Genomic DNA, 2,264 nt, shown 5'->3' on the forward strand with positions numbered 1-2,264 from the left:
GGCGTCGACCTGGCGGTGCCCGCCGGCTCCCGGTTCGGGCTGCTGGGCCCGAACGGCTCCGGCAAGACGACGCTGGTGCGGATGCTGCTCGGGCTGGTGCACGCCACCTCGGGGTCGATCGAGGTGCTGGGCTCGCCGATGCCGCGGGCCGCCCGCACGGTGCTGCCGCGGGTCGGTGCGCTGGTCGAGTCCCCCGCCGCCTGGCCGGGGCTGTCGGGCCGGGCGAACCTGGCCCTGCTCGACGCGGCGGGCTCGGTGGGCGGCCCGCTGCACCGGCCCGCCGACCGGCGACGACGCGTGCAGGAGGCCCTGGAGCAGGTCGGCCTGGGCGGGGTCGACCGCCGCCCGGTGCGGGCCTACTCGCTGGGGATGCGCCAGCGCCTGGGCATCGCCTCGGCGCTGCTGCGCGCCCCGGCGCTGCTGCTGCTCGACGAACCGACCAACGGCCTGGATCCGCGGGGCATCGGCGAGATGCGCACCCTGCTGACCGCGCTGAACGAACGGGGCACGACCGTGGTGCTGTCCAGCCACCTGCTCACCGAGGTGGAGACGCTGTGCACCCGGGTCGGGGTGATGGACGCCGGGCACCTCGTGCTCACCCAGGACCTCGACGAGCTGCGGGCACCGACCGGCCGGGTCGTCGTCCGCACCCCGGCCCCGGCGGCCGCGGCGCGGGCGCTCGGCCGGGCGCTGGAGTCCGCCGACGGCGACCGGCTCGTGGTCCGCGCCGTCGACCCCGCCGACCTCAACGCGCACCTGGTGCGGGCCGGGGTGCCGGTGGCGTCGCTGGAACCGGAGCGCCGCACCCTGGAACAGGTGGTGCTGGAACGCACCGGTGACGGCTCGGACCGGGTGTCGACGGCCGGGCGGGCGGTGGCGCGGTGATCCTCGTCGAGCTGGCGCTGCTGCTGCGCCGCACCCGGGTGTGGCTGTGCTGGCTGCTGCTGTGCGCGCTGCCGGCGCTCGTCGCGGTGGTCGTGTCGGCCACCGGGATCCTCCCGCCGCCCGGTCAGGGGCCCGCGTTCCTGTCCGCGGTCGCGACGAACGGGCAGATCTTCCCGGCGTTCGCGCTGGCCCTGGTGCTGCCGATCCTGCTGCCGATCACCGTGGCGGTGGTCGCCGGGGACACCGTCGCCGGGGAGGCCGCCGCGGGGACCCTGCGCTACCTGCTGATCCGGCCGGTCGGACGGCTGCGGCTGCTGGTGGCGAAACTGGTGTCGGTGGCGTTCTTCGTGGTCACCGCGGTGACGCTGGTGGTGCTGACGTCCTACGCGGTGGGGATCGCGGTGTTCGGCACCGGCACCACCACCGCCACCGGTGGTCTCACCCTGCCCCCGGTCGACGCCGGGCCCGGCTCGGTCGCGTCGCTGTCCGGGACGGTGATCGAACCGGTGGACCTGGCGACCCGGACCGGGCTGACCGTGGCCTACCTGGCGCTGTGCATGCTCACCCTGGGCGCGCTGGGGATCTTCTTCTCCACCCTGACCGACTCACCGCTGGCGGCGGCGCTGGCGGTGCTCGCGGTCGTGGTGACCAGTGCGTCGCTGCAGGCCCTCGACGCCTCGGCCGCCTTCGTCGACTTCCTGCCGACGGCGCACTGGCTGGCCTGGATCGACCTCTACCGCGACCCGGTCCTCTACGACGCCGCCCGCACCGGGGCGTGGGTGCAGGCGGGCTGGGTCGCCGTCGCCGTCGGGGCGGCGTGGGCGAACCTGGCGACCAAGGACATCGCGAGCTGAGTGCCCGCCGCGCCGGGCCGCCTCAGCCCGCGGCGCGCAGGGTGCCGCAGGCGGCCGGGGCCTGCTCGATCGGTGCGGTGGACAGGGCACGGACGACCAGGCCGATCACGGCGTCGTCGGCGGGCAGGCCGCCGTGGCCCACGGTCGAGCCCGGGCACAGCTGCTGCAGCTCCACGTTGACCGCACCGTCGAGGCGGGCCGAGGTCGGCGGGGTGACGACCTGGTCACGGTCGGTCCACACCGACAGCCAGGGCACCGCCGTCCCGGCCCCGGCGAGCTCCCCCAGCAGTGCCGACCCCGGGGCGAGCTGACGGCACGCCTGCGGGCACGCCTCCGGGGACACGGCCGCGGCGGAGCCGGCCACCGTCGTCCCGGCCAGCGGGGAGCCGATCGACACGATCCGCCGGGCCCGGGCCGGGCCGTCGTCGCGGATCGCCCACAGCCCCGCGACGACGCCGCCCGCGGAATAGCCGACGACGTCGACCGACGGCGCCCCGGCGTCGGTGGCGACGGTGACCGCGCGGT

At 76.6% G+C, this 2,264-nt stretch carries 2 protein-coding genes and 1 pseudogene; 2 read left to right on the plus strand and 1 reads right to left on the minus strand.

The genetic code is table 11. The annotated features are described in order from the left end of the window. On the plus strand, window positions 1–885 hold an 885-nt coding region (locus GTW08_RS00595), incomplete at its 5' end, for an ABC transporter ATP-binding protein (RefSeq protein ID WP_202416207.1). Next, on the plus strand, window positions 882–1,739 hold the full coding sequence (locus tag GTW08_RS00600; RefSeq protein ID WP_062401494.1) for an ABC transporter permease: 858 nt from the start codon (window positions 882–884) through the stop codon (window positions 1,737–1,739). The genes GTW08_RS00595 and GTW08_RS00600, both read left to right, overlap by 4 nt. 22 nt (window positions 1,740–1,761) lie before the next feature. On the opposite strand, the pseudogene GTW08_RS00605 reads toward GTW08_RS00600, so the two are convergent. After that, window positions 1,762–2,264 (minus strand): annotated as a pseudogene (locus GTW08_RS00605) (lipase); the annotation flags it as partial.

It is taken from the genome of Pseudonocardia sp. SID8383 (assembly GCF_009864975.1).
GTDB classification, from domain to species: Bacteria; Actinomycetota; Actinomycetes; order Mycobacteriales; family Pseudonocardiaceae; genus Pseudonocardia; species Pseudonocardia alni.